The following is a 25,159-nucleotide window of genomic DNA, read 5'->3' on the forward strand; positions in this document are numbered from 1 at the left end:
CTTCCTTCCCGCAATCGCTTACGCCCGCAACGGTTTTCTGGTCTCGCCGAAGGTCGCCGCACAGTGGGCCGCCCAGGTCCCGGTCTTCGTCGGCCAACCGGGCTTCGCCGAGACGTTCCTGCCCGGTGGGCGATCGCCGCGCCCCGGCGAGTTGTGCATCCTGGGCGGCCCACTGTGCGGCGACCTTCGGCGAGACCAGAAAACCGTTGCGGGCGTAAGCGATTGCGGGAAGGAAGAGCCGCTCGAACGGCAGCTTGCCGAACCGGGCGTGCAACTCGGACCATGCCGACACCGCGCCCGGCACCGTCACCGAGTTCCAGCCGAACGCGGGAACACCGTCGTCGCCGAAATAGTCCGGCGTCCACGCGGCGGGGGAGCGGCCGGAAGCGTTGAGGCCGTGCAAGCCTCGGCCGTCCCAGACGATGGCAAAGGCGTCGGACCCGATGCCGTTGGACACCGGTTCGACCACCGTGAGGGCGATGGCGGTGGCGACGGCCGCGTCGACCGCGCTCCCGCCGTCGGCCAGCATCCGCAGCCCGGCCTGCGCGGCCAGCGGTTGCGACGTGCACACCGCGTTCGCGGCCAGGATCGGGGTGCGTGGCCAGGCATACGGGAGGTCCCAGTCGAACGGCGCGCTCACGACCGCGAGCGTAGCGCCGCCGCGCCAGTCACGCCGTCAGCAGCGGAGCGATCCAGGTCAACTCGGCGGGCAGCTGGGAGCTCCAGAACTCGCCGTTGTGGCCGCCCGGCGAGAAACCGCCCGCCGGCGGGTTGGGCAGTTGGGCGATGAACTGCTTGGTGGCGGAGTAGAACGGGTCGCTGTCGCCGCAGTCGATCCGGATCGGGATCGACGCCAGGGCGGGCATCCCCCACACCGAATTGGCGGCGTAGTCGTCGGGTCCGTCGAACGCGCCCGGGGCGGCGGCACCCGGCGACGTCCACAGTGCGGGGCTCACCGCACAGATCGCCGCGGTGCGCCCGGGGCCCAGCCGGCCGCCGAGCAGCAGCGCGCCGTAGCCGCCCATCGACCAGCCCAGGAAGGCCACCCGCGAGGTGTCCAGGCCGTGGCTGTCCATGATCGGAATCAGCTCGTTGAGCACCATCGCGCCGGAGTCCTCGCCGGACGCCCGCTTGTGCCAGTAACCGCCGCCGCCGTCGACGGCCACCACCGCAAACGGCGGCAACCCGGCGTTGACGGCCTGCGCCAGGCCCTGCTCGACGCCTCCGGCCATCACACTGGACGCGTCATTGCCCTTACCGTGCAGGGCGATCACCGCGCGCAGCGGCTTGGTCTGTCCTGGCGGCCGCGCAATCGCCCAATTGGTCTGGATCCCGCCCCGCGCGGCCGATGCGAACGAGCCCGTCACCATCGTCGGGGCGGCCTGCGCGGGCGGGGCCGGATCGAGGGGACGTGTTGGCGCCAATGGAACGTTTGTCCCAGTCAGTGCCGGCGCAGCCGCTGACGGGCGGGCCTGAAACAGCACGTCGAGCGCATAAGCGCCGGCCGCGCCGCAGGTTGCGGCGGCACCGAGGACCAACACAGCGCGGCGGCTGATCTCTGGCATGCGCGCCATCATGCCATGTCCGTTTCGCGAAAATGGCAACGCCGTACCACTTTGACTGGCAGCATTGGTGGGTGTGACGGCAGCAGTGACTCCCAAGGGGGAACGTCGGCGGTACGCGCTGGTTAGCGCTGCCGCCGAGCTGCTCGGCGAGGGCGGGTTCGAAGCGGTGCGCCACCGGGCTGTGGCCCGGCGGGCCGGCCTGCCGCTGGCGTCAACCACCTACTACTTCTCTTCGCTCGATGACCTGATCGCCCGGGCGGTCGAACACATCGGCATGATCGAGGTGGCCCAGCTCCGCGCCCGGGTCAATGGTCTGTCCCGACGGCGTCGGGGGCCGGAGACCACCGCTGAGGTCTTGGTTGATCTGCTGGTGGGGGATGTATCGGGGCCTGGACTCGCAGAGCAGCTGATTTCGCGGTACGAGCGCCATATCGCCTGCACCCGCCTGCCCGCATTGCGCGAAAGCATGCGGCGCAGCTTGCGGCAGCGGGCGGAGGCGGTCGCCGAGGCCATTGAACGGTCCGGACGGTCGGTGCAGATCGAGTTGGTGTGCACGCTGATCTGCGCCGTCGACGGTTCGGTGGTATCGGCGCTGGTCGAGGGGCGCGACCCGAGGGCCGCCGCATTGTCGACGGTGATCGACCTGGTCGACGTGCTCGCGCCGGTTGATCAGCCGGCAGTGCGGATCGTCGGCTCGCCCGCCGACGACGACGGCCTGACCATGCTCCCGGTCGCCGAATAGCCGCAGGTAGCAGCCGAACGCCTAAGCTGTGTGTTCGTGATGGCCAAGTGAGCATTCCGAACGTATTGGCCGGCCGGTACGCCAGTGCCGAGATGGTCGCCATCTGGTCCCCCGAGGCCAAGGTGGTCGCGGAACGGCGGTTGTGGCTGGCGGTGCTGCGGGCCCAGGCCCGACTCGGCATCGATGTTCCCGCCGCGGCGATCGACGATTACGAGCGCGTCCTGGAGGACGTCGACCTGGCCTCGATCGCGGCCCGGGAGCGGGTGCTGCGCCACGACGTCAAGGCGCGCATCGAGGAATTCAACGCACTCGCCGGCCACGAGCACGTGCATAAGGGGATGACGAGCCGCGACCTCACCGAGAATGTGGAGCAGTTGCAGATCCGGCGGTCGCTGGAGCTGGTCTTCTCCCACGGGGTGGCGGTGGTGGCCCGGCTGGCCGAGCGCGCGGTGGCCTACCGGGATCTGGTGATGGCCGGTCGTAGTCACAACGTCGCCGCCCAGGCGACCACGCTGGGCAAGCGATTCGCCTCCGCCGCCCAGGAGACGTTGATCGCGTTGACCAGGCTGCGCGAGCTGATCGATCGTTACCCGCTGCGGGGCATCAAGGGGCCGATGGGCACGGCCCAGGACATGCTGGACCTGCTCGACGGGAACGCGGTCAAACTGGCCGAGCTCGAGCAACAGGTCGCCGACTTCCTCGGTTTCGCAACGGTTTTGCACAGCGTCGGGCAGGTGTATCCGCGTTCCCTGGACCACGACGTGATCTCGGCGCTGGTGCAACTGGGAGCCGGTCCCTCGTCGCTGGCGCACACCATCCGGTTGATGGCCGGGCATGAGCTGGTCACCGAGGGGTTCGCCGAGGGCCAGGTCGGTTCCTCGGCGATGCCGCACAAGATGAACACCCGCAGCTGCGAACGGGTCAACGGGCTGCAGGTGGTGCTGCGCGGCTATGCCTCGATGGCGGCCGAGTTGGCCGGCGCCCAGTGGAACGAGGGCGACGTCTTCTGCTCGGTGGTCCGACGGGTTGCGTTGCCGGACAGCTTCTTTGCTGTCGACGGGCAGATCGAGACGTTCCTGACGGTACTCGACGAATTCGGCGCCTATCCGGCGGTCATCCAGCGCGAGCTGGACCGCTATCTGCCGTTCCTGGCCACCACCAAGGTGCTGATCGCGGCGGTGCGTGCCGGGATGGGGCGGGAGTCGGCGCATCACGTGATCCGCGAGCACGCGGTGGCCACCGCGCTCGCGATGCGGGAGCGTGGCGCCGAGCCCGATCTGCTGGACCGGTTGGCCGCCGATCCGCGGCTGCCGCTGGACCGGGCGGCGCTCGATGCCGCACTGGCCGACAAGAAGGCATTCACCGGTGCCGCCGGGGATCAGGTTGACGAAGTCGCCGGGCTGGTCAACGAGTTGGTGAGCCGCTATCCGGAGGCGGCGAAATACACTCCGGGGGCGATCTTATGACGCTGGCCGCTGCCTTGGCCGACATCGATTTCACCGACCTGGACAACTTCGCCGACGGCTTTCCGCACGACCTGTTCGCCGTGCATCGCCGCGAGGCGCCCGTTTACTGGCACGCGCCCACCGACAACACCCCCGACGGCGAGGGGTTCTGGTCGGTGGCGACATATCGGGAAACCCTTGAGGTGCTTCGGGATCCGGCGACCTACTCGTCGGTCACCGGCGGTGACCGGCCGTTCGGCGGCACTCTGCTGCAGGACCTGGCCATCGCGGGGCAGGTGCTCAACATGATGGACGACCCCCGGCACTCGCAGATCCGGCGGTTGGTGAGCTCGGGCCTGACACCGCGCATGATCCGCCGCGTCGAGGACGACCTGCGGGCGCGGGCCCGCCGACTGCTGGATGCGGTGGTGCCCGGCGAGCCCTTCGACTTCCTGGTCGACGTGGCCGCCGAACTGCCGATGCAGATGATCTGCATCCTGCTGGGAGTGCCCGAATCCGAACGGCATTGGCTGTTTGAGGCCATCGAGCCGCAGTTCGATTTCGGCGGCTCGCGCAAGGCCGCGCTGTCGCAGCTGTCTGTCGAAGAGGCCGGGTCGCGGATGTACACCTACGGCCAGGAGCTGATCGCGGCCAAGCGCGCCGAGCCTACCGACGACATGTTGTCGGTCGTCGCCAACGCGTTGCTCGATGAGGCGGACGGGCCGGCCCTGTCCGATCTCGAGGTGTATCTCTTCTTCAGCCTGCTGTTCAGCGCCGGCGCCGAGACGACGCGCAATGCCGTCGGGGGAGGACTGCTGGCCCTCGCCGACCACCCCGACCAAATGCGCGCGCTGCGTGACGATTTGGACCTGCTGCCGACGGCGGTCGAGGAGATCATTCGGTGGACCTCGCCGTCGCCGTCCAAGCGCCGAACGGCCACCCGCGACGTCCGGCTCGGCGGACAGCAGATCGAAGCGGGCCAGAAGGTACAGATCTGGGAAGGTTCCGCCAACCGCGACGCCGATGTGTTCGACCATGCCGACGAATTCGACATCGCTCGAAAGCCCAACCCGCACTTAGGATTCGGTCAGGGTGTGCACTACTGCCTGGGCGCCAACCTGGCTCGGTTGGAGTTGCGAGTGCTCTACGAGGAACTGTTGTCGCGGTTCGCCGGTGTGCGGCTGGTCGAGCCCGTCGAATGGACCCGCAGCAATCGCCACACCGGTATCCGCCACCTGATCGTGGAACTCCACGAGGGTTAGTGGCGTTTCAGCTGCGCCGTATCGAGCCGTCGCCGGACGTCTTCGCCGTGGTGATGGCGACCGGAATCCTGTCGATCGCGGCGCAGCTGCATTACTACACCGCAATCAGTCACATCCTCGGTGTGCTGGCCTCACTGGGCTTCGTGGTGCTGGCTCTGCTTGTCGCAGTGACCCGCCCGGCCTGGGACCGCACGGACCCCGACGTGACCCTGCGCCTGTTCACCTTCGTTGCCGCGTGCGCGGTCCTGGACAGTCGGCTGGCGAACAACCACCCGGTGGTCGTGACGCTGGGTGCATTGGCGCTGATGGCCTGGCTGCTGCTGGCAGCTCTCACCGCCCGCAGCATGGCGGCCCGCAGCTGGACGGCGCTGCGCGACCGGGCCCACGGTGCCTGGGAATTGGGCAGCGTCGGCACCTCGGGACTGGCGATCGTGGCCACCCAGGTGGCCCGGCACACCGGGCAGCGCTGGTGGCTCGCGCTGGCGGTGCCGGTGTGGGGGATCGGGCTGGGTGTGTACGGGTTGATGACCGCGCTGATCGTCTGGCGGGCGATTGCCCAACGACAAGACCGGGAGGGTTTCGAACCGGATTTCTGGATTCTGATGGGCGGCTTGGCTATTGCGACCCTTGCCGGTGACGGCATCCATGCCCTGGCGCCGGGGTGGCTGGCTCCGGTGGTGCGGCTGGTGACCGTGTTGACGTGGGTGCTGGCCACGCTGTGGATTCCACCGCTGATCTATTTCGGCCTGCGGCGGATCCGGCGCCGGCCCGCCCTGCTGCGATTCGCCGGGGTGTGGTGGGCGATGGTGTTCCCGCTAGGCATGTACTCCGCGGCGACCGCCGCCACCGCCGCCGAACTCGGCCGGCCGGCGCTGAGCACGGTGTCACTGCTGTTCTTCTGGATCGCCTCGGCGGCGTGGCTCACGGTCTGCGCCGCCGGGCTGGTTCGGTTGTGGCGCGCGCTCGGCTGATCTGCGCCAGCTCAGTCGGTGCGCAACCTGATCCCGGCCGCACGCAGTTCCAGGGCGGCCAGCGCCCGGATGACGTGCGGATCCTCGTAGCGCCACCCGCCCACCGGATCGGCGCTGACCGCAGCCAGTTTCGCCGGTGATCGGTTCGCCAGCGCGCGCAGCGCCAGCAGTTGTTGACCGGCCGTGGTCTTGGCCAGCGCCGTCACGGTCAGCTTGCGCCGGAAAAACCGCAACCGCAGCAGCAACCAGGGCACGGTCACCGCGAGAATCGGCGGCAACGCGACCGCGAGTCCCAGCACCCACGCCAGCCAGGTCGCCGTCGTATCCAGACTGTGCCCGGCGCCGGCGATGTCCAGCGCCGCATCACTGGCCGCATTCAGCGGTTTGCTGAGCGCGTCCCCGAGCAGCGGGATGTTGCCCGCGCTGTGCCCCGCGGACGCCAGGTTGCCCGCCACTCCCTTCGAACCGGTTTCCACTTGCCGGCCCGCTTCGGCGATCGTGGCGATGGCGTCGTGCACGGCAAGGCCGACGAACACCCAGATCACCGTCCACAGGGAGATGGTGATGTCGCTCATCAACTGCCCGAACAGGCGCACGGGTCGGGTCGAGTAAGGCAGGAACCGCGTCATATACCGATACCAGCACAGCTACCGGCCGAATGGTGGCGGCATGCCCGATAGGCTGTCGCGATGCGACCCGCATTGTCCGAGTACCAGCATCTCGCCAGCGGCAAAGTCCGCGAGATATACCGCGTCGACGACGAACACCTGCTGCTGGTCGCCTCCGACCGGATCTCGGCGTACGACTTCATCCTGGACAGCACCATCCCGGACAAGGGCCGCATCCTCACCGCGATGAGCGTGTTCTTCTTCGGCCTCGTCGACGCCCCCAACCACCTGGCCGGACCACCCGACGATCCCCGTATCCCGGACGAAGTGCTCGGTCGCGCCCTGGTGGTGCAACGGCTGGACATGCTCCCGGTGGAATGCGTGGCCCGCGGCTACCTGACCGGTTCGGGATTGCTGGACTATCAGGCGAGCGGGAAGGTTTGCGGCATCCCGCTGCCGCCCGGGCTGGTCGAGGCCAGCAAGTTCACCGAACCGCTGTTCACCCCGGCGACCAAGGCCGAGCTCGGCGACCACGACGAGAACATCTCGTTCGACCGGGTGATCGAACTGGTGGGGGCGGTGCCCGCCAACCAGTTGCGTGACCGCACCCTGCAGATCTATGTGCAGGCCGCCGACCACGCCCTGAGGAAGGGAATCATCATCGCCGACACCAAGTTCGAGTTCGGCACCGACCGCACCGGTCAGTTGGTGCTGGCCGACGAGATCTTCACGCCGGACTCCTCGCGGTATTGGCCGGCGGACGAATACCGGCCGGGCGTGGTGCAGACCAGCTTCGACAAGCAGTTCGTGCGGAATTGGCTGACCAGCCCGGCTTCGGGGTGGGACCGGCACGGTAGTGTCGCGCCGCCGCCGCTGCCGGCCGACATCGTCGAGGCCACACGCGCGCGCTACATCGATGCCTACGAACGGATTTCGGGTCTGAGCTTTGGCAACTGGATCGGCCCGGGCGCATGACCGACAAGCTCGAGCCGCCCCAGGCCAAGCGGGTGGAGACCCGGCGGGAACATCACGGCGACGTGTTCATCGACCCCTACGAGTGGCTCCGCGAGAAGGACAACCCCGAAGTCATCGCCTACCTCGAGGCCGAGAACGAGTACGCCGACCGCCGCACTGCCCATTTGGAGCCGTTGCGGCAGAAGATCTTCGACGAGATCAAGGCACGCACCAAGGAAACCGACCTGTCGGTACCGACCCGCCGGGGCGACTGGTGGTATTACGCCCGCACCTTCGAAGGGAAGCAGTACGGGGTGCACTGCCGTTGCCCGGTCGCCGATCCCGACGACTGGCACCCGCCCCAATTCGACGAGCACACCGAGATTCCCGGCGAGCAGGTGCTACTCGACGAGAACATCGAAGCCGATGGTCACGACTACTTCGCGTTGGGCGCCGCCAGCATAAGCCTCGACGCCAATCTGCTTGCGTATTCCGTAGACGTGCTGGGTGACGAACGATACACCCTGCGGTTCAAGGACTTACGCACCGGTGAACGGTATCCCGACGAGATCGTCGGCATCGGGGCGGGAGCCACCTGGGCGGCCGACAACCGCACCGTCTACTACAGCACCGTCGACGAAGCGTGGCGGCCCGACACGATCTGGCGCTACCGACTGGGTTCGGGTGGACCGTCCGAGCAGGTGTATCACGAACCGGACGAACGGTTCTGGCTTGGAGTGGGACGCACCCGCAGCAACGCTTACGTGTTCATCGCGGCGGGATCGTCGATCACCTCGGAGGTCCGTTATGCCGATGCCACCGATCCCGACGCTGAGTTCACCGTCGTGCTGCCCCGCCGGGAAGGGGTCGAGTACTCGGTGGAGCACGCGGTGCACGGCGGTCAGGAACGATTCCTGATCCTGCACAACGACGGGGCGGTGAACTTCACCCTGGTCGAGGTCCCGGTCGGCGAGCCTACCCAGCAGCGCGTGCTGATTCCCCATCGCGACGATGTCCGGCTCGATGGGGTGGACGCGTTCGCCGGCCACCTGGTGGTCAGCTACCGGCGGGAAGCGTTGCCGCGAATTCAACTGTGGCCGTTCGGCTCCGACGGTGGTTACGGTGATCCGCAGGAGATCTCGTTCGACTCCGAGCTGATGTCGGCGGGTCTGGGGGCGAACCCGAACTGGGCTTCACCCAAGTTGCGGGTGGGTGCGGGATCCTTCGTCACCCCGGTACGGATCTACGACCTCGACCTGGTCAGCGGTGAGCGGACCCTGCTCAAAGAACAGCCGGTGCTGGGTGGATACCGGCGCGAGGACTATGTGGAACGCCGCGACTGGGCGCAAGCGGAGGACGGTGCCCGGGTACCGATCTCGATCGTGCACAAGGCAGGTATCGAATTCCCGGCTCCGGCAATGATGTACGGCTACGGAGCGTACGAGATCTGCGAAGACCCACGGTTCTCGATCGCGCGGCTGTCGCTGCTGGACCGCGGCATGGTATTCGTCATCGCCCATGTGCGTGGCGGCGGTGAGATGGGCCGACTGTGGTACGAGCACGGCAAGCTACTGGAGAAGAAGAACTCGTTCACCGACTTCATCGCTGTGGCAAGGCATCTGGTTGATACCGGGTTGACCAGCCCGGCTCAACTGGTTGCCCTCGGTGGCAGCGCCGGCGGCCTGCTGATGGGCGCGGTGGCCAACACGGCCCCGGAACTGTTCGCCGGAATCCTGGCGCAGGTGCCGTTCGTCGACCCGTTGACCACCATCCTCGACCCGTCCCTGCCGCTGACCGTCACCGAGTGGGATGAATGGGGAAACCCGCTGGCCGACAGCGATGTCTACGCCTACATGAAGTCCTATTCGCCGTATGAAAACGTCACGGGCCAGAAGTACCCCGCAATCCTGGCGATGACGTCGCTGAATGACACCCGGGTGTACTACGTCGAGCCGGCCAAATGGGTTGCGGCGCTGCGGCACGCGAATACCGACGGTAATCCGGTGATGTTGAAGACGCAGATGAACGCCGGTCACGGCGGCATCAGCGGCCGCTACGAGCGCTGGAAGGAAACCGCGTTCCAGTACTCGTGGCTGCTCGAGACCGCCGGCGCCTAAAAAGACTAATTGTCGCCTGCGTTTTCGGACTCTGCCAAGCGCCGCCCGACCTCACGCAACCGCAACTGGGAATCCTGCGAGATCTTCACCAGCATGGCGAAGGCCGCCTCGTCGTCGATGCCGTACCGCTCCATCAGGATTCCCTTGGCCTGGCCGATGACGTCGCGGGAGGACAGTGCCGTATCGAATTGCTGCTTGCGCACGACATTGCTCCAGGCCAGGGCGCCCAGGACGGCGAATGCCCGAGCAGCGTCGAGCGACTTCTCGTCGAACACGTGTGAGGACTCGGCGAAGATGTTGAGCGCGCCCATGAGCAACTTGTCGGCGAACATCGGCAACGACAGGACACTGCGGATCGGCGTCTGGGCCAGGGCCTCATCGCGATACCGGGGCCAGCGGTCATCGGTTGCAAGGTCCTCGACGATCACCGTCTCGCGATTCCAGGCCGCGTGCAGGCAGGGCCCCTGCAGATGGCGCTTCTGGACCTCGTCGAGCAGTTCGGGATAGCGGTGGCTCACCGACGGAGTCCCCACGTGGTTCTGCCGGCTGGTGACGGTGATGCCGGCATATTGTGCGCCGGGTACCGACGTCGCGGCGGCGATGGTCAACTGATCCAAGGCCTTTGGTAGGTCGGCGGGTTTGGCCGTGTGGATGGCCTCCAGCACATCGGAGAGGCTGGCGAGGTTATCGCCGGCTGCCGTCGCATCGCTCGGTTGTTGGGTGCCTTCTTCGGTCATCAATTGACCGCCAACTGGTTACTGGCCGCCAACTCTCGTCGCGTCGTGGCCAACTGCAGGACCGCGGCGTCGAGCTTGCGCCGTGACTGTGCCGCCTCCCGGCAGAGTTCACGGGCTCGGCGCTGCGCGGCCGAGGCGCGCAGCACCAGCGCTTTGACCTCGGCGCGGCGCATGTGACCACGGGGGTTGCGGAGGCGATATGCCTTCTGCCGACACGCCGCGGAACAATAAATGGCATCAGTACGGCCGTTGAATTGGCCCGCGCAAACAGCACAGTTCAAAACAGTCGTCACCATAAATGTAACGTTACGGCTCCGGGTCTGCGGGTGCCAAGGTCGGCGGCCGAGGTTGCTGCTCAGCCTGCCGCCACCAGAACCGCGGCCGCCAGGAAGACAACCTCCTCGACACTGCGCGTCGACAACCGAGTCGTCATCGACCTTGGCGGGCTGGGCATCCGTGCGGCGTAGATGTTGGCCGGAAACATCGCCAGCATCAGCACGAACAAGCAGAGTGCCGCGGCAACCCTGGTTCCCGGCAGCATCAACCCCACCGCCCCCGCAATCTCCAGCACGCCGGTAACGGTGACCAGCAGACCGGGTGCCGGCAGTGCCGGTGGAACAATCGCGACAAGATCGCGTCGCAGTGGCGGAGCAAAGTGTGCCACCCCGGTGAGCAGGAACATCGCCGCCAGGCCGACGGCGCAGGCGGCCACCCAATTGTCGAGGGAGCCAACCCCCCACCACCCGGCCAGGCGGGAAACGAGGCTGCCCAGCAGCAGCGCAATCAGGGGAGCCATGTCTTCTCCTTCAATCTTGACAGTGACTAGATACGCCTGCCACGGTAGGGTGGCAATCTAGCCACTGTCAAGTTTGCGCTGTAAGGTGGCCCGATGGCCCGTCCCACGTACCATCACGGCGATCTACGCAGCGCGATCCTGAGCGAGGCGGCACGGCTGGTCGCCGAGCGCGGCGCCGATCGGGTGTCGCTTCGTGAGCTGGCGCGCGAGGCCGGCGTGTCGCACGCCGCTCCGGCACATCACTTCACCGACCGCAGGGGTCTGTTCACCGCCCTTGCGGCGCAGGGATTCCGGCGGCTTGCCGCGCTCCTTCAAGAGGCGCGGCCGAGCTTTTCCGATGCAGCCCTGGCCTATGTTCGCTTTGCCCTCTCGCATCCCGGTCACTACCGCGTCATGCTCGACAAATCGCTGGTGGACGCGAGCGATCCGGAGCTGATCGAGGCCGAGGCCGCCGCCGCGAACGAGCTGTCCCGCGGCGTGTCGACGTTGCGCGACCGCAACGCGCGCGCGGACCCGGCCGGCGCCGAGCTGGCGGCTTGGTCACTGGTACACGGCTTTTCGATGCTCTGGCTCAACGATGCGGTGGACGCGGGCGTCAAGGAGGCGGACCCGATGGAGATTGTCTTGCGGATCGCGACGATGCTCTTCGAGGGCTAGCCGGCCGGGGTCTTCGGCAGGAACGCGGCCGGCACGAGCGTGGCGGTCACCAGCACCACCGCGATGGCAAGGATCAGCGTGTAGGCGTGCGACAGGTCATGCGCCAGACTGGCGGCGAAGCCGGGATCCAGGGCTCGCTGCGGTATTGCCGACGGATCGACAGGGACCCCACGGCGGGCCGCGTTTTGTTCCAGGCGCGCCAGTTCATTCGCCGCGGAGATGGTGTGGCTGCGGTTGAACTGACTGGTCAGCACCATCGACATGAGTGCGGTGCCGATCGACCCGCCCACCTGCATGTTGACGCTGATCAGCGTGGAGCCGCGGGCGATCTGGTGTGGCGCCAGTGCCTGGACCGACGCTCCGGACAGCGGCATCATGGTGCACCCTGTGCCGAGTCCCGTGACGGCCAGCCCGATCAGCAGCGTCGGGGAGTATCCGGATTGCCGGGCCACCCCGACGGTGAAGATCCCCAGCCCGACTGCGATCAGCGCGATGCCCAGCAGCACGCTCTTCCCGGGGCCTTTGCGGTCCATGAACCGGCCGGCCCAGGGCATGGTCAGCATCGCGCCGAGCCCCTGCGGGATCAGGTGCACCCCGGACTGCATCGGCGTCTGGTGCCAGACCTGTTGCAGGTAGCTGGGCAGCAGCAGCAGCGAGCCGAAAAAGGCGACCGCGAACAGGAACGCCGTCACATTGGCGTGGGTGACCACGGGGTTCTTGAACAAGCGCAGATCGATGAGCGGGTGATCCGCGCGGCGCAAGGCATGCACGACGAACGCAATGATCAACGTCAGACCGATGGTCACCGGTATCAGCACGACCCGGTCGGTGAGCGTGCCGCGACCCGGGATCGAGGACACTCCGAACAGGAAGGTCGCCAGTCCGGGCGAAAGCAGCAGCACCCCGACGACGTCGAAGGTCTCCGACGGGGCCGGTTCGTCTTTGGGGAACACCACCAGCGCGAGCAGGAACGCGCACAACCCGATGGGCAGGTTGATCAGGAAGATCCATGGCCAGCTGTAGGCGCTGATCAGCCAGCCACCCACGATCGGCCCGCCGATCGGGCCGAGCAGCATCGGGATGCCCAGCACCGACATGAGCCGGCCCAGCCGTTTCGGGCCGGCCACCCGGGTCAGGATCATGAATCCCAGCGGCATCAGCATGCCGCCGCACATCCCTTGCACTGCCCGAAAGACGTTGAGCAGCAGGATGGTCGGCGCCACTGCGCACAGCAGCGAACCCGCCATGAACGCCAGCACGGAACCCATCCACAGCCGTTTGGTGCCGTATCGGTCCGCCGCCCACCCGGCTATCGGGATGACGGTGGCCAGCGCAAGCGTGTATCCGGTCATCGTCCAGCCCACCACGGCCTGCGTCGACGAGAACTGCGCGATGAAAGTGCGCTGCGCGACGCTGACGACGGTGGTGTCCAACGCCATCATCACCGAGGCAAGAATGCACACCCCGGCGATCCGTAGCGTCGGGGCGTCGAGCGTGTCGGGATAGTCCGTGACGGTGCTGGCCGACGCCGCATCGGCCGGCACGGAAACTGCCTTTTTCATGGCGTTGCTGAGCATAGCTAGACAACCCGCTGGCCAGTGACGCAGGGACCGCTCGTCGCCGCCTGCCGGCCAAGTGTCTGTCACCGTCCCGACACCTGAGATCGGCAAACTACATGTGTGTCTGGAAAACTGATCGTGTCGGTCTCGGGGATCGGGGAGCACACCCTTCCCGACGTGAACGACTTCTGCGCGCAGATGGCTGCCCGTTCGGTACCCGTCTCGCTACTGGTGGCGCCGCGCCTGGGCGACGGCTATCGCCTCGACCGCGACCCGCAAACCGTCGACTGGCTCACCGCCCGGCGTAGCGCCGGCGATGCGTTGGTTTTGCATGGCTACGACGAAGCGGCCACCAAGAAGCGCCGGGGCGAATTCGCTACCCTGCACGCGCACGAGGCGAACCTGCGACTGATGGCCGCCGACCGGGTGCTCGAGCATCTTGGTCTGCGCACCCGCCTGTTCGCGGCCCCGGGTTGGCTGGTGTCGCCGGGTGTGGTAAAGGCGTTGCCCAAGAATGGATTTCGGCTGCTCGCCGACGCCTACGGAATAACCGATCTGGTGCGCCATACCACGGTGCGGGCCCGCGTGCTGGGCATCGGCGAGGGATTCCTCGCCGAGCCGTGGTGGTGCCGGATGGTGGTGATGTCGGCCGACCGCATCGCCCGGCGCTCGGGTGTGGTGCGGATCGCGGTGGCCGCCCGGCATCTGCGCAAATCCGGTCCGCGGCAAGCCATGCTGGACGCCGTCGACCTGGCCCTACTGCAGCGCTGCACACCGACCGTCTACAGCTGGCGGTCCAACAGGGCGCTACCCGACGCCGCCTGACGCCCGCGCCAGCCCACCCGGTGGGTGGCACTAACCTGTATCGGCATGAGCGACGCGGGTCCCGGTTTCGACAAGTTCTATGACGCCATCATCGTGGGGGCCGGGCTGTCTGGACTGGTCGCGGCCTGCGAATTGGTGGACCGCGGGCTGCGCGTGCTCATCGTGGATCAGGAGAACAGCGCCAACGTCGGCGGGCAGGCGTTCTGGTCGTTCGGCGGGCTTTTCTTCGTCAACAGCCCCGAGCAGCGCCGGCTGGGAATTCGCGACAGCCACGAACTCGCGTTGCAGGATTGGTTGGGGACCGCGGCGTTCGACCGGCCGGAGGACTACTGGCCCGAACAGTGGGCACACGCCTATGTCGATTTCGCCGCGAACGAGAAGCGAAGCTGGTTGCGGGCCCGCGGCCTGAAGATCTTCCCGGTGGTGGGCTGGGCCGAACGAGGCGGCTACGACGCTCAGGGACATGGCAATTCGGTACCGCGGTTCCACGTCACCTGGGGAACGGGACCGGCTCTGGTGGAGATCTTCGCCCGCCAGCTGCGTAACCGGCCCAACGTGCGGTTCGCTCATCGGCACCAGGTCGACCGGTTGATCGTCGAGGGCGACGCGGTGACCGGCGTGCGGGGCACGGTCCTGGAGCCCTCGGACGAGCCGCGCGGCGCGCCGTCGTCGCGAAAAGCCGTCGGTAAGTTCGAGTTTCGCGCGTCGGCCGTCATCGTGACCAGCGGTGGCATCGGCGGCAATCACGACCTGGTGCGCAAGAACTGGCCGCGGCGGATGGGCCGCGCCCCCAAGCAGTTGCTCAGTGGGGTGCCCGCGCACGTCGACGGGCGGATGATCGGGATCGCCCAGAAGGCCGGCGCACGGGTGATCAACCCCGACCGGATGTGGCACTACACCGAGGGCATCACCAACTACGACCCGATCTGGCCGCGGCACGGCATCCGCATCATCCCGGGTCCGTCGTCGTTGTGGCTGGACGGAGCGGGCAACCGGTTGCCGGTGCCGCTCTATCCCGGTTTCGACACACTCGGGACGCTGGAGCACATCGTCACGACGGGTTACGACTACACCTGGTTTGTGTTGAACGCCAAGATCATCGAGAAGGAATTCGCGCTCTCCGGCCAGGAGCAGAATCCCGACCTGACCGGGCAGAGCCTGAAGCAGTTGATCCGGGCCCGCGCCCAATCGGGCCCGCCGGGGCCGGTGCGGGCCTTCATCGACCGCGGAGTGGACTTCGTCACCGGCAACACGCTGGCCGAGCTGGTCGAGGCCATGAACAAGCTGCCCGACGTGGCCCCCCTGGACTACGAGACGGTGGAGGCGGCGGTGACGGCGCGCGACCGCGAGGTGGCAAACAAGTTCACCAAAGACGGTCAAATCACTGCGATTCGGGCCGCCCGGGGCTACCTGGGTGACCGGCTGGGACGCGTGGTGGCGCCGCACCGGCTGGTGGATCCGAAGGCGGGGCCGTTGATCGCGGTCAAGCTGCACATCCTGACGCGCAAGACGCTGGGCGGGATCGAAACCGATTTGGACTCACGCGTGCTGAAGTCCGACGGAACGCCGATCACCGGGCTCTACGCGGCCGGTGAGGTCGCCGGTTTCGGCGGCGGCGGCGTGCACGGTTACCGGGCCCTGGAGGGCACCTTCCTGGGCGGCTGCATCTTTTCCGGCCGGGCGGCCGGCCGCGGCGCCGCCCTAGACGTCACCTAACTGTGCCGAGCAGACGCTAAGGTCCCCAATTGCACGGCGTGTCAGGGGCTTTAGCGTCTGCTCGCGAGGGGAAAGTGAGCCCTTTAGAAGGTGACGCCGTCCTCCTCGGGCAGCACGTGGAAGTCGGTGTCGGTCATTTCGCTGAGCCGGCCGTAGTAGATGCCGCGCGCGTCGGGGGCGATGATGCCCTGGTGGATGGGCACCGCCCGGGCGGGTGCCACCGCACGCAGATAGTCCACGGCCTCCGAGATCTTCATCCAGGGCGCCGACGCGGGGGTGGCCAGCACGTCCACCGGCTCGTCGGGCACGAACAACGCGTCGCCCGGGTGCATCAGCCTGGCGGGGTGTTCGCCGTCGCCCACCAGATACGAAATGTTCTCTATCACAGGGATTTCCGGGTGTATCACGGCATGGCGTCCGCCGACGGCCCGGATGGTCAGCGAGCCGACGGACAGTTCGTCGCCGACGTGCACCACCTGGCAAGGCTCGCCGAGTTGTGCGGTGGTTTGGGGGTCGGCGTACAGCGTCGCGTCCGGATTGCCCTCGAGCAGTGCCGGCAGTCGCGATACGTCGATGTGGTCGGGGTGCTGATGAGTCACCAGGATGGCCGTCAGGCCCGTGATCCCCTCGAAGCCGTGGGCGAAGCTGCCGGGGTCGAAAAGGATCTTGGTATCGCCGAACTCGGCGAGTAGGCAGGAATGCCCGAAATGCGTCAGTTGCATGTTTACGATTGTGCCCTGATGGGGGCCGTGCGGATGCGGGTGCTGGTGGTGAACTTGATGGTCGCCGGTAGCTTCGCGATCGCACTGATGACGCCGACGCCCGCACGGACGGAGCCGGAGACCTGCCCGCCGGTGTGCGACCAGATCCCGGACAGCGCATGGATCCAGCGGGCGGCGGTCCCGCTGAACGCGGTGTACGGCTGGCCGGACCTCGCCGGCGCGGCGGTGCCGCTGATCAGGACGGCGCGGCAGTTCAGGTTCGAGCAGGTATGCGCCACGCCGGTGCCGCCGCAGGACAGCCGCGATTCCGCGGTCGCGGCGCGCGCCGTGGTGGCACATCGGGACGGGCAGTGGCAGCTGCAAGCCCAGATCCTGCACTGGCGCGGGGACACCGCCCGTGGTGGCGCGCTGGCCAGTTCGGTGTTCGGTGCCGCGGTGGCGGCGCTGCGTGCCTGCCAATTGGGCGCCCCCGACCAGTCGCCGTCGATCACCGATGACGAACCGACCCGAATGGCCGCCGTCATCAGCGGACCGGTCATCGTGCACACCTATCTGATCGCGCACGTGGCCAGCAGCACCATCAGCGAACTCACGCTCTGGTCGTCCGGACCACCGCAGGTGCAGTGGCCGGTGCTCTCCGACGCTGCCGTACTCGACGCCATGACCGCGCCACTGTGTGAGGCATACATCGCCTCATGTCCGTAATGAGCTACTGGCGCAGAGCTTTTGAGGAGCAGACGGTACATGGTCACCGTTGACGTGCTGTACAGCGCGGCCACCCACCCGTGGCCGCAGCTACGCGACGAGGTGTTGCGGGCCGAAGCCGATGGTTTCGGCCGGGCGTGGGTCTTCGACCACCTGTCGGGCGCGATGCTGTCGGGTAGCCGGATGCTGGAATGCTTCACGCTGGCCGGGGCCCTGGCCGGCGCCACCTCCTCGATCGGCATCGGCACCCTGGTGGTGAACGTGGCCAACCGTCCCGCCGGAGTGGCGGTCGCGGCGGCGGCCTCACTGCAGGAGATCAGCGGCGGACGCTTCGTGTTCGGGCTGGGTGCCGGCGCCGCGCCCGGCAGCCCGTGGGCTCGGGAACACGACCTGCTCGGTATCCCGCTCGCGGACTCCATGCGGCTGCGCCACCAGAAGCTGATCGACGTGCTCGACCTGTGCGAGGCCCAGTGGGACCCGCACCGCGACGAGAAATGGGCGGGTTTTCCGTTGCCGTCGCCACCGCCGCCGGTGTTGCTGGGGGTCAACAGCGCCGCTTTGGCCACAATCGCCGGCCGGCGCTGCGACGCGGTCAATGTCGCCCTCCACCATCCCAGGATCGGGGAGTTCTTCGAGGCCGCCCGCGCGGCCCGGGCCGAGTCCGGCCGCAGCGGCACCCCCTTGACGCTGAACGCCTGGACGACGCTCAGCGAGGGCGCGCTCGATCCCGACGGGCCGGCGCACCGCCGTATCGCTGCCCTCGGCGGCGACGGACTGATCCTGGTCGCCGGCTCGTCCGGTTAACTCGCGCGGCCGTCGATGGCCGGTAGAGTTGGCGCGGACCCGTTGCCCGGCTCGTTGTCGCCGGGCGGGGTGAGGAATCTGAGGAGGAGCGCGGTGGCCCGGGTGGTCGTGCATGTGATGCCCAAAGCCGAGATCCTTGACCCGCAGGGTCAGGCAATCGTCGGCGCTCTGGGACGGCTGGGTCATGCCGGAATATCGGACGTTCGCCAGGGCAAGCGCTTCGAGTTGGAGGTCGACGATTCGGTCGACGACACCGCGCTGGCCGAGATCGCGGAATCGCTGTTAGCGAACACCGTGATCGAAGACTGGACGATCAGCAGGGACCCGCAGTGACCACCCGCATCGGCATCATCACCTTTCCGGGCACCCTCGACGACGTCGATGCCGCACGTGCGGCGCGCAAGGTCGGCGCGGAGGCGGTCAGCCTGTGGCATGCGGACAGCGACCTGAAGAGCGTCGATGCCGTGGTGGTGCCCGGCGGCTTTTCCTATGGCGATTACCTGCGTGCGGGCGCGATCGCGAGGTTTGCTCCGGTGATGAGCGAGGTGGTCGCGGCCGCCGGTCGCGGCATGCCGGTACTGGGCATCTGCAACGGCTTCCAGGTGCTCTGTGAGGCGGGTCTGCTGCCCGGTGCGCTGACCCGCAACGCGGGGCTGCACTTCATCTGCCGCGACGTGTGGCTGCGCGTGTCGTCGACCTCGACGGCATGGACGTCACGCTTCGAGGCCGACGCCGACGTGCTGATACCGCTCAAGTCCGGCGAAGGGCGGTATGTGGCGCCCAAGCAGGTGATCGAACAGCTCGAAGGCGACGGACGGGTGGTCTTCCGGTATCACGACAACATCAACGGCTCGCTGCACGACATCGCCGGCATCAGCTCGGCCAACGGTCGCGTGGTCGGCCTGATGCCCCACCCCGAACACGCCATCGAAGCGTTGACCGGTCCTTCGGACGACGGTCTGGGTCTGTTCTACTCGGCGCTGGACGCCGTGCTGACCGCCTGAGCCTGCCTACGCCGAGAGCGTCGCGTACGGTCTTGCGGCGCTACGTAATTCGTCGAACGCCGCGGCAAGCGCGTCGGTCACGTCGTGTTCGTCGGTGAAGGTCCGATCGTCGGTAAGCGCCGCGATGCCCAACCGGTCCGCGTAGCTCCAGACGGTGATGTTGACCGGTGCGCCCGGCGAAAGCACTCCGGTGGAATAGATTTCGCTCACTGGCGCCCCACCGAGGTGGCCTTGGGTGCGCGGGCCCATGACGCTGGACACCGCCACATTCATCATCGGGTTCGACGACTGCCGGGCCAGCCAGCGGAACGCCACCGGGGCGATCGCCGCCGGCAGGTAGTTCATCAGGCGTCCGTACAGGCGCGTGCCCATGACCTCGTGGTCCTCTTTGGCGAGCCGGGTGGCCAGCGCCACCAACCGCACCCTTTCCACCGGATCGGCGATGTGGACCGGCAGCGACACCATCAAACCGCTGATCTCGTTGCCGGAGACACGGTCTGACTTGTCCGTGGCGGTCGGCACCGACGCAATGATCGGGCGGTCGGCCGCCCCGTCATGGTCGAGCAGCAGCGCCCGCAACCCTCCGGCGGCTATCGCCAGGATCAGATCGTTGATCGTGACACCCAATTCGGCAGCGGTCGTCTTTACATCTACCAGCGGCAGTGGCGCACTGGCGAATCGGCGAGCCGGTGCCACCCGGTGGTTGAGGAACGTTGGCGGGGCGTCGAATTGAGCCGCCAGCTCACGGTGGCGTCCGCGTGCCGCGGCGCGCCGACGCACCTGGGTGAAACCCAGCACGGCGTCCCGGATCAGTCCCGGCAACTCGCGGAGTTGCCGCAGATGGTCGCGAGCCGCAAGCCGTAATAAACCGCCAGAAGTTGTTGTGGCGCACTGATGGTCGGGCACCGACACATCGGTGAGGTCCATCAGCCGCGCCAGCAGGTTCGCCGACGCGACACCGTCGGCCAGGGAATGGTGCACCTTGCCGATGAGCGCGAACCGAGCACCGGCCAGTCCCTCGGCGAAGTGGAACTCCCACAGCGGTCGGCTGCGATCCAGCGGGGTGGAGGCGATCTCTCCGACGACCCGGTCCAGCTCGCGGCGGCCGCCCGGTGGCGGGATCTGAACTCGGCGTACGTGGTAGTCCAGGTCGATATCGTCGATATCGCACTCCCGCCACAGCGGGTGATGCAACCGTCCAGGTGTCTCAACCAGCTTGTAGCGCAACGGTTCCAGGACTTCGAGCTTGCGGCGCAGGTGGGCCCGAAAGTCCTCGAACCCGAAGTCGAGGCCCGACGCGTCGAGCACGGCGACCTTCAGGGTGTGCGTGTGCAGGTTCGGTGTCTCGCTGTACAGCAGCATCGCGTCCATGCCGTTGAGTCTTCTCATACCGCACTCACTTTCAGCCCAGGATCGGCAGTCGTCGCTGCGCGGCCAGGCGGTCCAGCGCCTCCTGCATGACCGCGCGAACATGGGCATCGACCTCGGCGATGTCGGGATTCTCGCCGAACTCGGCCACCACGTCGATCGGCTCGAGTACCTCGGTGACCACCTTCGCCGGCAGCGGCACGTTCGGCGGGAACAGCACGCTCAGGCCGAACGGGAACCCGAAACTGATCGGCAGGATGCCCATGCGCGCCTTGGTCAGTCCCAGCCGTCGGGCCAGCCAGTTGCCGCGGGTGAGGAACAGTTGGGTCTCCTGCGCGCCGATCGACACCGTCGGCACGATCGGGACCCCGGCTTCGATGGCGGTTCGGACGTAGCCGGTGCGCCCGTTGAAATCGATCGTGTTGGCCCCGAGCGTGGGTCGGTACGAGTCGTAGTCGCCGCCCGGGAAGACCAGCACCAGTGCGCCGGAATGCAAAGCTGCGGCAGCGTTTTCACGGCTTGCTTCGATGACGCCGAGCCGGCGCAGCCAGCCGTCGAGTGGGCCGAGGAACAGGCCGTAGTGGCCGAGGGTGTAGACGGGGCGGTCATATCCGAATGCGTCGTAATAGGCGGGCGAGAAGACGAACACATCCGGGGTGAACATGCCGCCGGAGTGGTTGGAGACCACCAGCGCGCCTCCGGCCGCCGGAATGTTGTTGAGGTTGCGCACCTCGGCGCGATGCCACAGCTTGATGGCCGGCGCCACGGTGTCGATCACCTGCTTGGTGAACTCGGGGTCCCACTTGGCGATCTCGGGGTTGTTGCTGCGTGCACCCATGCCTTCTCCGTTTTGTCCCCGGCCTGTGATGAGGATTACCCGTTGAGGCCTCTCTACATACGTAGAGGATACGGTACTCTCGGTTTAGGAGAATGTCATTATCGGTAATTGTGGCATACCGCACATACCGCACATACCTTGCGTTACAGGAGAGATTCATGACTGAAACGGTCCTTGTCACCGGGGGTTTCGGACTCGTCGGATCGCAGACGGTGCGCCGGCTGGCGGCCGACGGGCACCGGGTGGTCACCACCGACCTGGGCACCGGCGCGCAACGCAAGGCGGCCAAATCGCTGCCCACGGGCGTGACGGCGCGCTGGGTGAACCTCACCGATGCGGACGCGGTCGGTCAGCTGGTGGCCGAAACCGCTCCGACGGTGATCATCCACCTGGCCGCGGTGATCCCGCCGGTCACATACGGGCAGCCCGAACTGGCGCGCCTGGTGAACGTCGACGCCACGGTGTCACTGCTGCGTGCCGCTGAGGCGTGCCCGTGTCCACCAAGGTTCATCCAGGCCTCGAGCAACGCCGTGCACGGCGCCCGAAATCCGCACCGGCACCCGGAGTTGCTCACCGCGGACACTCCGGTGAACCCGTCGGATCTGTATGGGGCGCACAAGGCCGAGGCCGAATACCACGTCCGCCGCTCCGGCCTGGAGTGGGTGATCCTGCGGCTCGGTGGGGTGATGAGCGTCGACCTCGGTGCCATGCCGTTCACCTTTGACGCGTTGTACTTCGAGAGCGCCCTGCCGACCGACGGACGGATGCACAGTGTCGACGTGCGCGATGTCGCGGCCGCATTCGTCGCGGCGACCACCGCAGCCAAACAGGACGTCGTGGGGGAGATCCTGCTGGTCGCCGGTGACGAGTCCCATCGACTCCGGCAGGGAGAGGTGGGCGCCGCCCTGGCCGCCACGCGCGGCCTGGTCGATGTGTTGCCCGGTGGTCGGCCCGGGGATCCCGACAGCGACGAGGACTGGTTCGTCACGGACTGGATGGACACCGCCCGGGCCGAGCAGGTGCTGTCGTTCCAGCACCACACGTGGCCTGAGATGCTCGCCGAGATGCGCGCCGTCGCCGGGTGGCGGCGCTACCCGATGGGGCTGGTCGCGCCTGTTGCGCGGTGGTTACTCAGGCGCCGTGCGGCATATCGGGATGCTCCGGGCCGTTATGCCAACCCGTGGAGCGCCATTCGTTCCAAGCTCGGTGAGCCGCGGCCGGACAGGTTGCTGGTCGGTCGAGTCGTCTAACCGGCGTCCCGGAGCAGTGGCGGCGACGGTAACTCCGCGGCCGCGGTCAGCCGCTGAAAGAGGTCGGTCGCGGCTGAGGTGGCGCGGTCGGCGAACGCCGCGAAGTCGGCGAAGGTGACGCGCTCACCGATCCATCGCGATTGCTCGGCGGTGACACCGATGCGTTGTGGGTCAGACGAGCCGTGCACGATCGCGGTGACGTCGCGGTTCTGCTGGTTCCAGCTGTCGGCGAACTGCTGCAGGCGGGCGTGTTCGGTCGCCGGGAAGAAGCATCCGAGCGTGACGCGGATGGTGAACACGTCAGGGTGCAGGGCCGGGATCTCGAGGTGGACATGCAGACGTCGGTCGCCGTTGAGAACGAAGAAGAATTCACCGTCGTGCCGGCCGCGGAAGTACCGCCGCCCACGGGTGCACAGGTAGCGTTCGATCAGGCTGGTGCTCAAGGGCTCGCCTAACGGCTCAGTCATGGTAGCCATGCTGCGGCCGGCGGCTATGGGGATACTTCAGCAAAAGACAGGCCCGGCCAAGAATCAGTTGAGAATTCGCTGAGCGGGCGCCCGACGGGCATCACCTGATCAGCGGAAGGATCTCTTGGCCAACGATATCGAGATACTCCGACTGGACCACATGGGGAATGGTGAAGAGAAACTGAGCAACGCCGGCGCGTTGGTATTCGCGGATGCGTTCGACGCATTGCTCTGGGGAACCGACGATGACCCCCGACCCCGGTATCGAGGCGAACTCGGCGCGGACGCGCGCGGCCCGCTGCCCGGAGTCCGTCGGCGCCAGCAGCGCCGTGACCGACAAGCTCAGCGTCTGCGGATCGCGCCCGGCCGACTCGCAGGCCCGGGTCAGGAAAGCCCGACGTTCGATCACCCGTTGCGGCGACCACCAACGCACGTTGAGTCCCTGGGCGGACCTGACGGCGACGCGCTGCACCCGGTCTCCTTCTCCGCCCACCCACAGCGGTGGATGGGGACGCTGCACCGGCGGCGGATCGCAGATGGCGCCGTCGAGGGTGTAGAACTGGCCGGCATACGTCGGATTGGGTTGGGTCCACACCGCCTTCAACACCTCGAGTGACTCCGCGAGCGCGGAGACGCGGTCGCGCACCGGCGGGAACGGTATTCCGTAGGCGTCGAACTCCCGCTGGAACCAGCCGGCGCCCATCCCGAGGTCGAGGCGGCCTTCCGAGATGACGTCCAGGGTGGCGGCCATCTTCGCCAGCACCGACGGGTGTCGGTAGGAATTGCACAGCACGCTGGTTCCCAACCGCAGCCGGGTGGTGTCCCGGGCGAGCGCGCTCAACGCCGTCCAGCATTCGAGCAGGGGCAATGAGGTGGGCGGCGCGGCGCGGTCCGAGCCGGACGTCTCGGCAGTGATCCCGGCGTCCCTGACGTAGTCGTCGGGACTGATCGTGAGGAAGTGGTCACACAACCAGACCGAATCGAAGCCGTATCGCTCCGCTCGCTGGGAGACGGCAACCATGTCAGGGTAGGCGCTTACCGCCAGGCCGTTGACCGTCAGAGCCAGGATGAGCCCCACCCGGGTGCCGGCAGTCATGGCGCAAGTTTCCACCCTCGGCGCAAGGCACGCGTACTCAGGGCACACTCGATGAGAGATCGGGAGGTGGGCAATGGGATTCACCGTGGAACGCTTCGACCACATCGTGGTCAACTGCCGCGATGTGGACGCCACGGCGGCTTGGTATGAGCGGGTGCTCGGCATGCGGCGGGAGACGTTCGGCACGTCGAACCGGACGGCGCTGCGCTTCGGGGATCAGAAGATCAATCTCCGGCCGCTGGGCGCGCTGGCCGATGATCCGGACTGGGTCACCGGGGCGGTCGAGGCGGCGGGTTCGGAAGATCTGTGTTTCATCACCCGCGCCACGGCTGACGAGGTACGTGCTCAGCTGCGCGACTGCGGAGTGGAGATCACCGCGGGACCCGTCACCAGGTTCGGCGCACTGGGCGAGATGACGTCGCACTACTGCCGCGACCTCGACGGGAACTTGATCGAAATCGCGGTCTACTGAGACGTTTTCACAGCGGATAGAGGTGTGGCAGGTTCACCACGATGGCCTCTTGACTGGTGCGGGCGATGACGACCTCGGCGGGTGACGTGGGATCCGGGTTCTCCTCCCGGTGTGGCACGTAGGGCGGCACGAAGATGTAGTCGCCGGGTTCGGTCTTGATGCGCACCTCCTGAGTTCCGTCGTGAAACACGAACTCGGGGTGACCACTTCGCACGTAGATCGCCGTTTCGGAGTGACCGTGGTGATGGTTGTCCGACGCCGTGGCGGGCTCGACATGCGTCTCGCCCATCCACAGGTTCTCCGCGCCGACCGATCGTCCGCTGATCGCTGCGAACCGCCGCAGGCCTTCGGTCTGCGCGGTGTCGGAATCGAGTTCCGAGGCCTTGATGTGATGGACCCGTTTGCGGCGTATGTCCGGTTCCGCCGCGGGGAAATCGGGATGGAATCCGTCGGTAGTGGCCACCTGCGCTCCTTGTCGG

Annotated in this window: 27 protein-coding genes and 2 pseudogenes; 16 read left to right on the top strand and 13 right to left on the bottom strand. The window is 67.2% G+C overall.

The genetic code is table 11. The features are described 5' to 3' along the window. Nucleotides 1-37: 37 nt before the first annotated feature. A pseudogene (locus tag A9X01_RS31400) lies at nt 38-97 on the top strand (hypothetical protein); the annotation flags it as partial. Between the two features lie 57 nt (nt 98-154). Here A9X01_RS31400 and A9X01_RS16310 read toward each other — a convergent pair. Further along, nucleotides 155-640: pseudogene (locus A9X01_RS16310) on the bottom strand (gamma-glutamyltransferase); the annotation flags it as partial. Between the two features lie 28 nt (nt 641-668). Next, nucleotides 669-1,577 (bottom strand): alpha/beta hydrolase-fold protein, encoded by a 909-nt coding sequence (locus A9X01_RS16315; protein WP_065121739.1) that lies wholly within the window; start codon nt 1,575-1,577, stop codon nt 669-671. Between the two features lie 55 nt (nt 1,578-1,632). On the opposite strand from A9X01_RS16315, the gene A9X01_RS16320 reads away from it, so the two are divergent. The 4 genes from A9X01_RS16320 to A9X01_RS16335 are packed head-to-tail and all read left to right on the top strand — an operon-like array spanning nt 1,633 to nt 5,985. After that, on the top strand, nt 1,633-2,307 hold the full coding sequence (locus A9X01_RS16320) for a TetR/AcrR family transcriptional regulator (RefSeq protein ID WP_155772122.1): 675 nt from the start codon (nt 1,633-1,635) through the stop codon (nt 2,305-2,307). A gap of 47 nt (nt 2,308-2,354) precedes the next feature. Beyond that, on the top strand, nt 2,355-3,773 hold the full coding sequence (gene purB / locus A9X01_RS16325) for an adenylosuccinate lyase (protein ID WP_065121741.1): 1,419 nt from the start codon (nt 2,355-2,357) through the stop codon (nt 3,771-3,773). Next, on the top strand, nt 3,770-5,014 hold the full coding sequence (locus A9X01_RS16330; RefSeq protein ID WP_065121742.1) for a cytochrome P450: 1,245 nt from the start codon (nt 3,770-3,772) through the stop codon (nt 5,012-5,014). Before purB ends, A9X01_RS16330 begins: the two co-directional genes overlap by 4 nt. Then, complete coding sequence (locus A9X01_RS16335) at nt 5,014-5,985, top strand: tellurite resistance/C4-dicarboxylate transporter family protein (protein WP_301336939.1); 972 nt, start codon at nt 5,014-5,016, stop codon at nt 5,983-5,985. The genes A9X01_RS16330 and A9X01_RS16335 overlap by 1 nt, the downstream gene beginning before the upstream one ends. A gap of 11 nt (nt 5,986-5,996) precedes the next feature. Here A9X01_RS16335 and A9X01_RS16340 read toward each other — a convergent pair whose 3' ends face one another. Further along, nucleotides 5,997-6,614 carry a hypothetical protein gene (locus tag A9X01_RS16340; protein ID WP_065121743.1) on the bottom strand — a complete coding sequence of 206 codons (618 nt, stop codon included), beginning with the start codon at nt 6,612-6,614 and terminating at the stop codon, nt 5,997-5,999. A gap of 60 nt (nt 6,615-6,674) precedes the next feature. On the opposite strand from A9X01_RS16340, the gene A9X01_RS16345 reads away from it, so the two are divergent. Together A9X01_RS16345 and A9X01_RS16350 are read left to right on the top strand one after the other, a co-directional pair. Beyond that, on the top strand, nt 6,675-7,568 hold the full coding sequence (locus A9X01_RS16345; protein WP_065121744.1) for a phosphoribosylaminoimidazolesuccinocarboxamide synthase: 894 nt from the start codon (nt 6,675-6,677) through the stop codon (nt 7,566-7,568). Next, nucleotides 7,565-9,664: a S9 family peptidase gene (locus A9X01_RS16350; RefSeq protein WP_065121745.1), complete on the top strand. Its 2,100-nt coding sequence runs from the start codon at nt 7,565-7,567 to the stop codon at nt 9,662-9,664. Before A9X01_RS16345 ends, A9X01_RS16350 begins: the two co-directional genes overlap by 4 nt. Before the next feature lie 5 nt (nt 9,665-9,669). On the opposite strand, the gene A9X01_RS16355 is transcribed toward A9X01_RS16350, so the two are convergent. The 3 genes from A9X01_RS16355 to A9X01_RS16360 all read right to left on the bottom strand — a co-directional run bounded on the left by A9X01_RS16355 (nt 9,670) and on the right by A9X01_RS16360 (nt 11,197). Further along, complete coding sequence (locus tag A9X01_RS16355; protein ID WP_065121746.1) at nt 9,670-10,401, bottom strand: GAF and ANTAR domain-containing protein; 732 nt, start codon at nt 10,399-10,401, stop codon at nt 9,670-9,672. Then, nucleotides 10,401-10,574, bottom strand: a complete 174-nt coding sequence (locus tag A9X01_RS29960; RefSeq protein ID WP_155772123.1) for a hypothetical protein — start codon at nt 10,572-10,574, stop codon at nt 10,401-10,403. The genes A9X01_RS16355 and A9X01_RS29960 overlap by 1 nt, the downstream gene beginning before the upstream one ends. Nucleotides 10,575-10,756: 182 nt before the next feature. After that, a complete protein-coding gene (locus A9X01_RS16360; protein WP_065121747.1) occupies nt 10,757-11,197 on the bottom strand; it encodes a DoxX family protein in 441 nt (146 codons plus the stop codon). 93 nt (nt 11,198-11,290) lie between these two features. On the opposite strand from A9X01_RS16360, the gene A9X01_RS16365 reads away from it, so the two are divergent. Then, nucleotides 11,291-11,854, top strand: a complete 564-nt coding sequence (locus A9X01_RS16365) for a TetR/AcrR family transcriptional regulator (protein ID WP_065121748.1) — start codon at nt 11,291-11,293, stop codon at nt 11,852-11,854. On the opposite strand, the gene A9X01_RS16370 is transcribed toward A9X01_RS16365, so the two are convergent. After that, the gene (locus A9X01_RS16370) at nt 11,851-13,416 is read right to left on the bottom strand and encodes a DHA2 family efflux MFS transporter permease subunit (protein ID WP_065121774.1); all 1,566 of its coding nucleotides are present in this window, start codon (nt 13,414-13,416) and stop codon (nt 11,851-11,853) included. The two genes, A9X01_RS16365 and A9X01_RS16370, sit on opposite strands and share 4 nt — an antisense overlap. Nucleotides 13,417-13,533: 117 nt before the next feature. Here A9X01_RS16370 and A9X01_RS16375 point away from each other — a divergent pair, with 117 nt between their 5' ends. Beyond that, nucleotides 13,534-14,238, top strand: a complete 705-nt coding sequence (locus A9X01_RS16375; RefSeq protein ID WP_065121749.1) for a DUF2334 domain-containing protein — start codon at nt 13,534-13,536, stop codon at nt 14,236-14,238. Nucleotides 14,239-14,262: 24 nt separating this feature from the next. Beyond that, nucleotides 14,263-15,954 (top strand): FAD-binding dehydrogenase, encoded by a 1,692-nt coding sequence (locus A9X01_RS16380; protein WP_155772124.1) that lies wholly within the window; start codon nt 14,263-14,265, stop codon nt 15,952-15,954. Nucleotides 15,955-16,037: 83 nt separating this feature from the next. Here the strand turns inward: A9X01_RS16380 and A9X01_RS16385 are convergent, their stop codons facing one another. Beyond that, nucleotides 16,038-16,676 carry an MBL fold metallo-hydrolase gene (locus tag A9X01_RS16385; RefSeq protein ID WP_065121751.1) on the bottom strand — a complete coding sequence of 213 codons (639 nt, stop codon included), beginning with the start codon at nt 16,674-16,676 and terminating at the stop codon, nt 16,038-16,040. Here A9X01_RS16385 and A9X01_RS16390 point away from each other — a divergent pair. From A9X01_RS16390 to purQ, 4 genes are all read left to right on the top strand, one after another. Then, entirely contained in the window at nt 16,653-17,381 is a 729-nt protein-coding gene (locus A9X01_RS16390; RefSeq protein WP_172832536.1) for an ATPase, read from the top strand. The two genes, A9X01_RS16385 and A9X01_RS16390, sit on opposite strands and share 24 nt — an antisense overlap. Before the next feature lie 39 nt (nt 17,382-17,420). Then, a complete protein-coding gene (locus tag A9X01_RS16395; RefSeq protein ID WP_065121753.1) occupies nt 17,421-18,185 on the top strand; it encodes an LLM class flavin-dependent oxidoreductase in 765 nt (254 codons plus the stop codon). Between the two features lie 93 nt (nt 18,186-18,278). Beyond that, a complete protein-coding gene (purS, locus tag A9X01_RS16400) occupies nt 18,279-18,518 on the top strand; it encodes a phosphoribosylformylglycinamidine synthase subunit PurS (RefSeq protein ID WP_065036648.1) in 240 nt (79 codons plus the stop codon). Beyond that, nucleotides 18,515-19,189, top strand: coding sequence for a phosphoribosylformylglycinamidine synthase subunit PurQ (gene purQ, locus A9X01_RS16405; protein WP_065121754.1), 675 nt, complete (start codon nt 18,515-18,517; stop codon nt 19,187-19,189). Before purS ends, purQ begins: the two co-directional genes overlap by 4 nt. Before the next feature lie 6 nt (nt 19,190-19,195). On the opposite strand, the gene A9X01_RS16410 is transcribed toward purQ, so the two are convergent. Both A9X01_RS16410 and A9X01_RS16415 read right to left on the bottom strand, forming a co-directional pair. Next, nucleotides 19,196-20,578 (bottom strand): WS/DGAT/MGAT family O-acyltransferase, encoded by a 1,383-nt coding sequence (locus tag A9X01_RS16410; RefSeq protein WP_065121755.1) that lies wholly within the window; start codon nt 20,576-20,578, stop codon nt 19,196-19,198. A gap of 13 nt (nt 20,579-20,591) precedes the next feature. Beyond that, nucleotides 20,592-21,395, bottom strand: coding sequence for a lysophospholipid acyltransferase family protein (locus A9X01_RS16415; protein WP_065121756.1), 804 nt, complete (start codon nt 21,393-21,395; stop codon nt 20,592-20,594). Between the two features lie 158 nt (nt 21,396-21,553). On the opposite strand from A9X01_RS16415, the gene A9X01_RS16420 reads away from it, so the two are divergent. Then, on the top strand, nt 21,554-22,645 hold the full coding sequence (locus tag A9X01_RS16420) for an NAD-dependent epimerase/dehydratase family protein (protein WP_065121757.1): 1,092 nt from the start codon (nt 21,554-21,556) through the stop codon (nt 22,643-22,645). Here the strand turns inward: A9X01_RS16420 and A9X01_RS16425 are convergent. After that, nucleotides 22,642-23,112: a hypothetical protein gene (locus A9X01_RS16425; RefSeq protein WP_065121775.1), complete on the bottom strand. Its 471-nt coding sequence runs from the start codon at nt 23,110-23,112 to the stop codon at nt 22,642-22,644. The genes A9X01_RS16420 and A9X01_RS16425 overlap by 4 nt on opposite strands. A gap of 100 nt (nt 23,113-23,212) precedes the next feature. Then, nucleotides 23,213-24,208, bottom strand: coding sequence for a TIGR03619 family F420-dependent LLM class oxidoreductase (locus A9X01_RS16430; RefSeq protein WP_065121758.1), 996 nt, complete (start codon nt 24,206-24,208; stop codon nt 23,213-23,215). Between the two features lie 73 nt (nt 24,209-24,281). On the opposite strand from A9X01_RS16430, the gene A9X01_RS16435 reads away from it, so the two are divergent. Further along, nucleotides 24,282-24,680, top strand: a complete 399-nt coding sequence (locus tag A9X01_RS16435; RefSeq protein ID WP_065121759.1) for a VOC family protein — start codon at nt 24,282-24,284, stop codon at nt 24,678-24,680. Nucleotides 24,681-24,687: 7 nt separating this feature from the next. Here the strand turns inward: A9X01_RS16435 and A9X01_RS16440 are convergent, their stop codons facing one another. After that, a complete protein-coding gene (locus A9X01_RS16440; protein ID WP_065121760.1) occupies nt 24,688-25,143 on the bottom strand; it encodes a cupin domain-containing protein in 456 nt (151 codons plus the stop codon). Between the last annotated feature and the right edge of the window lie 16 nt (nt 25,144-25,159).

The sequence above is a fragment of the Mycobacterium asiaticum genome, from assembly GCF_001668675.1.
Classification (GTDB): domain Bacteria; phylum Actinomycetota; class Actinomycetes; order Mycobacteriales; family Mycobacteriaceae; genus Mycobacterium; species Mycobacterium asiaticum_D.

Bases quoted from the DNA above. Each gene is read 5' to 3' on its own strand.
- A9X01_RS16315 (WP_065121739.1), bottom strand. From the start codon at position 1,577: ATGATGGCGCGCATGCCAGAGATCAGCCGCCGCGCTGTGTTGGTCCTC.
- A9X01_RS16330 (WP_065121742.1), top strand. From the start codon at position 3,770: ATGACGCTGGCCGCTGCCTTGGCCGACATCGATTTCACCGACCTGGAC.
- A9X01_RS16340 (WP_065121743.1), bottom strand. From the start codon at position 6,614: ATGACGCGGTTCCTGCCTTACTCGACCCGACCCGTGCGCCTGTTCGGG.
- A9X01_RS16345 (WP_065121744.1), top strand. From the start codon at position 6,675: ATGCGACCCGCATTGTCCGAGTACCAGCATCTCGCCAGCGGCAAAGTC.
- A9X01_RS16350 (WP_065121745.1), top strand. From the start codon at position 7,565: ATGACCGACAAGCTCGAGCCGCCCCAGGCCAAGCGGGTGGAGACCCGG.
- A9X01_RS16355 (WP_065121746.1), bottom strand. From the start codon at position 10,401: ATGACCGAAGAAGGCACCCAACAACCGAGCGATGCGACGGCAGCCGGC.
- A9X01_RS29960 (WP_155772123.1), bottom strand. From the start codon at position 10,574: ATGCGCCGCGCCGAGGTCAAAGCGCTGGTGCTGCGCGCCTCGGCCGCG.
- A9X01_RS16360 (WP_065121747.1), bottom strand. From the start codon at position 11,197: ATGGCTCCCCTGATTGCGCTGCTGCTGGGCAGCCTCGTTTCCCGCCTG.
- A9X01_RS16365 (WP_065121748.1), top strand. From the start codon at position 11,291: ATGGCCCGTCCCACGTACCATCACGGCGATCTACGCAGCGCGATCCTG.
- A9X01_RS16370 (WP_065121774.1), bottom strand. From the start codon at position 13,416: ATGAAAAAGGCAGTTTCCGTGCCGGCCGATGCGGCGTCGGCCAGCACC.
- A9X01_RS16390 (WP_172832536.1), top strand. From the start codon at position 16,653: ATGCCCGAAATGCGTCAGTTGCATGTTTACGATTGTGCCCTGATGGGG.
- A9X01_RS16385 (WP_065121751.1), bottom strand. From the start codon at position 16,676: ATGCAACTGACGCATTTCGGGCATTCCTGCCTACTCGCCGAGTTCGGC.
- A9X01_RS16395 (WP_065121753.1), top strand. From the start codon at position 17,421: ATGGTCACCGTTGACGTGCTGTACAGCGCGGCCACCCACCCGTGGCCG.
- A9X01_RS16410 (WP_065121755.1), bottom strand. From the start codon at position 20,578: ATGAGAAGACTCAACGGCATGGACGCGATGCTGCTGTACAGCGAGACA.
- A9X01_RS16415 (WP_065121756.1), bottom strand. From the start codon at position 21,395: ATGGGTGCACGCAGCAACAACCCCGAGATCGCCAAGTGGGACCCCGAG.
- A9X01_RS16420 (WP_065121757.1), top strand. From the start codon at position 21,554: ATGACTGAAACGGTCCTTGTCACCGGGGGTTTCGGACTCGTCGGATCG.
- A9X01_RS16425 (WP_065121775.1), bottom strand. From the start codon at position 23,112: ATGACTGAGCCGTTAGGCGAGCCCTTGAGCACCAGCCTGATCGAACGC.
- A9X01_RS16430 (WP_065121758.1), bottom strand. From the start codon at position 24,208: ATGACTGCCGGCACCCGGGTGGGGCTCATCCTGGCTCTGACGGTCAAC.
- A9X01_RS16435 (WP_065121759.1), top strand. From the start codon at position 24,282: ATGGGATTCACCGTGGAACGCTTCGACCACATCGTGGTCAACTGCCGC.